This is a genomic window from Sphingomonas sp. 35-24ZXX (assembly GCF_000786215.1).
Taxonomy (GTDB): Bacteria; Pseudomonadota; Alphaproteobacteria; order Sphingomonadales; family Sphingomonadaceae; genus Blastomonas.
This window is the reverse complement of the sequence record NZ_JROG01000017.1, coordinates 1-3,909: the sequence shown is the minus strand read 5'-3', so window position 1 is coordinate 3,909 and position 3,909 is coordinate 1. Positions and strand designations below refer to the sequence as shown.

General features: G+C 59.6%; 3 protein-coding genes and 1 pseudogene. All 4 read right to left on the bottom strand.

Features of this window, described 5'->3' with window-relative positions; translation table 11 throughout:
- Positions 1-436: 436 nt before the first annotated feature.
- The 4 genes and pseudogenes from LI72_RS18540 to LI72_RS18525 all read right to left on the bottom strand — a co-directional run bounded on the left by LI72_RS18540 (position 437) and on the right by LI72_RS18525 (position 2,572).
- Positions 437-1,213: a glycosyltransferase family 2 protein gene (locus tag LI72_RS18540; RefSeq protein ID WP_033927464.1), complete on the bottom strand. Its 777-nt coding sequence runs from the start codon at positions 1,211-1,213 to the stop codon at positions 437-439.
- A 62-nt stretch (positions 1,214-1,275) separates the two neighbouring features.
- Positions 1,276-1,434, bottom strand: a pseudogene (locus LI72_RS20690) (DapH/DapD/GlmU-related protein); the annotation flags it as partial.
- Between the two features lie 224 nt (positions 1,435-1,658).
- Positions 1,659-2,132 (bottom strand): glycosyltransferase, encoded by a 474-nt coding sequence (locus LI72_RS18530; protein WP_033927462.1) that lies wholly within the window; start codon positions 2,130-2,132, stop codon positions 1,659-1,661.
- Complete coding sequence (locus LI72_RS18525) at positions 2,129-2,572, bottom strand: glycosyl transferase (protein ID WP_033927461.1); 444 nt, start codon at positions 2,570-2,572, stop codon at positions 2,129-2,131. Before LI72_RS18525 ends, LI72_RS18530 begins: the two co-directional genes overlap by 4 nt.
- Positions 2,573-3,909 lie beyond the last annotated feature (1,337 nt).

The window sequence follows — 3,909 nt, the reverse complement described above, 5'->3', positions numbered from 1 at the left end:
GGAGTTCCGCCAGCGGTCGCCGCGACAGCTGCCCCTGCGCCCGCCACACCGAGCAGCGGACCCAAGATCGGAAGACCGAAAAAATTGCTAGACCTTTTAACGCGCGGCCGGGCAGGGGTCGGCGGTTTTTCAGCCGGATTGGGATTTACGGTTTGCCCGTTACCACTGGTGCCCGGAGCAGTCGTACCCGCAGCGTGCGCCTGCGGCGCGGATTGCGCATGCGCGACCCCTGCAGCGAGCATGACAGAGGCGGTCAATGCGACATAAGTCATCGAACCTATCAACTTACGCATAAAGCCCCTATCCGGCGCTAAGAGCACATGGCGTGCGCATCCGTGCCTACATTACTACTGTATATTGCACTGCAAGATGATCGTCAATCTACATTGATTGCGCTTATCACAAGCGCTTGTATGCCTTTCGCAAATGCGAACGGTCACATCCCCGGCAAGGTGCGGATGAAGCCGATCATTCGTTTGCGAAGATGAGCGATCCGCGCTTGTCCCGACAGATGGGCGTTGCGGGCTATCGCATCGAGCGATCCTTTGAAGTAGCGCCGTTTCATTGCGGCGGAATTGTCGCGATGGCCAATCAGGCGCGCGTTGAAGAACACTGTTTTGCGTGCCGCGTGCCAAGCTCGGATGGCATAATCGGTATCTTCGCCCGAACCGGCAAGCGTGCCCAAGCCGAGGTCGTCCGCAAATCCGCTTAACTTCGCGGCCAGCGACGCGCGCAGGACGATCGTGTTTGAACTCCCGTAAGATATCGACGTCTGAAGCATGGCGGGCTGCGCCCGCAGGTCAGGTGTGGGGGAGCTGGCATCAGACCCGTACCGACACAGGGCGAAATCAACGTCGGGCGTATCAACAATGGCACTACGCAGGCGCTGCAGCGACCCGCGCGGATACCAGGCGTCGTCATCTGGAAAAGCGACAATAGCCGTCGTCGCATTGTCGCTCGGCAGGTCGAACGTAGCAAGCAAGATATTCCGCGCCTTGCTGAGCGATACGAGTCCATCGATTTTGTGCACGGTGACCCAATCAGGCATCGGCGGTACGGGAAGACTGGCGGCGTTCTGGAACAGGATCGCCGATCGCACCTGGCAATCCGGCTGATCGGCCCGGAATTGTTCGACCGAAGCAATGAAACGCTCAAGCTCGTCGGATCGACCGCTGGCAAGATTGGTCGTCGTTACGAGGAATACGTCGCTCATGCTGGTGGCTCTTGGAGCTTAAGGCGTTGTAACACGCCATAGGGGCCGGTACGGATGTCGGTGCGCAGAATGCGCGCTGGATTCCCGCCGACGATCGTGTTTGGCGGAACGTCCTGCGTGACTACCGCGCCGGCAGCTACGATCGCGCTGTCCCCAACCGTTACGCCGGGCATGATAATCGAGCGGGCCCCGATGAAGCACCGTCTGCCGATCACCGTATCTGTTCGCAACGCACGTATCATATCATGCGACAGGATAGCTGCACCGAATGCGACATAAGTTTCGGCACCAATATGGATGCCTCGCGGATATGTGCGATCCAGCTTCGCGCTCGTCGATAGGCGCACGGTTGGGTGGATGTGCATGCCCCAGAATCGGTTGGCGAACGCTATGCGCAGCTTGATCGCAGCCCGCTGGAGACGGATGAGTTGGTTGAGGCTTGGCATCAGCGACCGGTCACAAACGCGCGCACGCGACTAATCAACGTATGGGTATGCTCGGCGTTTGCGGGTGTGAACGACTGGAGATCTTTGCGCAACAAAAGAGCTTGCAATTCCTCGTTCGTGTGGGCCACATAAATTCCAGTGCGTACGGCGAACTCGCGCGCCGTCGCCAGTTGATGCTCGTTGCGATGTTCACCCAACGCCGCGACGCGGGGATATAATATGATCGGCTTTTCCACGCGTGCCGCCGACAGGATGGTGCCGATTCCGGCATGGCCCGCGATTACGCTTGCGCGACAGGCTAGTGCGTCGAATTCCGCCGGTGACAGGCTGGCGCGCTGGTCAAGATGCGGCAACCCGGCGACAGGTTCCATCGCCTGTGCCACGATCTCCAGGTCGTACCTGCCAGCGATCGCGTCGAGCGCGCGGATGAAGCGGGGAAAGGGTAGCTGCATTCCCACCGTGGCCAGGATCACAGCACCGCTCCCCAATGTGCCACGCCCTCCAATTCCGCCACCTCGGGCCACTGGCTTAGGCAAACTGTCGCGACGGATCGCGCCTTGTTACCGGACATCGACATTTCCTCCCCATTGGCAATGCTGTCGATCCAAAGAGACCGTGCGCCGATCAACCGGCCAAACGCACAGGCGATCAGCCCTGGAAGCGCGCCCGTGGTAATGATGAACTGGGGGCGGGCAACCAGCATGATGACCGCAAGATGTACCGCGCATGCGATCATCTTGGTGCGTTCGTTCCGGTTGCAGTCGGGCACCAGCCGCGCCGTCACGCCCGCCCGCTGGGCGATGCCGTCCAGCGTGGTGACATATGTGACCCGCTGGTCATCAAACGCGGGCCGTAGGCGCATCAGCTGGTCCCAATGCCCCCCTGAGGTAGCAATTGCCAATACTCGCTGCATTGATAGTTCCCCTTTTTTCCGCGCTTTTACAGCTGAATGTCGTCAAAGCCAAGTATGTGAGGTTCGCACAGCGAACGCGGTCTACCGCGTCACCATTCCCTGCAATACAGCCCCGATCGCCGCCGCCAGCCGCGTCCCACGGAATCTTTAGCTGCTCAAAGTTGCGTGAAGGGTACGCCGTCGACGCTGCCCTGACGCACCAGGTCGATCGTTTCTCCCCAAATTATGATACCCGCTACCTCGACCTCCAGCTCTCTTTCCACCGCAGGCAGGCGCATCCATCTGCGCCTGCAAACCGGTTTGGCTACCGCGGTGCTGGATGACGGGCGGGCAGCTATTACCGATCTTGGCGCGTAGCGCGGGCCACTTCGTTATTGTGGCACGCCTTCAGTCCGATATCAACGCAGCGTCGGCATTCGATGCCGACCACAAGTAGTACGTCTTCCTCTGCGACCACATGATTGCGATCTTGCGGAATTTCTTGGCGAGCAAGCTACCGAAGCCGATCTACGTCTGCCAACTGGTCATTTTGGGCCCCGCGCTATCGGCGTCTGGATGCCAACAGTCCTTATCGAGTGCAGGGTTTGCGCGGTTCATTATCGGCGACCCGCAGATCGCAGTGTTTTTAGAATAGGCCTCAACTCCGCAGTAGGTTGGCCGGAATCGATAACCGTGTGCGCATGTCCGGCAGGAACAGCCGACCAATAGTGTTCCCGCGCGCGCTGCTATCACCGCCTGCACTGTCCACCTCGTGATATTGCGCGCTCGATTAGCCGGAAAATTCCACGACGTAGCGGTTGGTCGCAGGTCAGGCGCAGAAGAACTGGAGCTGTTCGAGCGCGATTTGCGCGCATTCGGCATCGCCCAACGCCCCCGCCTGGCTTAACCACTGGTTGCGTCAGCGCTTGAGGTAAAGTCCGTCCTTGCATCGGTCAGTAGCTCGCCCGGACTGTTTAAAAACAGAGTGTTTGCCGAGGGTCCATCCGACCCCTACAGCAGACCGCCAGCTTCGGCCGCAGCGTAACCGCCGATGGTCCACCTTGTACTGGGATGTACTGCGGCCACCCCGCGCGGATGTATGATCGCGCTCATCCAGTCCAGCCACGCTGTGACAGCAAAAAGCGAAAGGTTTGCCGTCACTCGGCGGACACCGGTGTTGCGGACGATGCGAGGAACCGCGACCCGACCACCTTTTCTTTGGCTCACATGCATGCATATACGCCAACGACGTGCAAAATGCGCGCGGCGTTTTAGCTGGCATCACGCAGTTCGCAATAGATGACGTCAGCCTGACCCTCCAGCGGGTGCACGACTAGGCTGTGTTGACAAAAGGGATT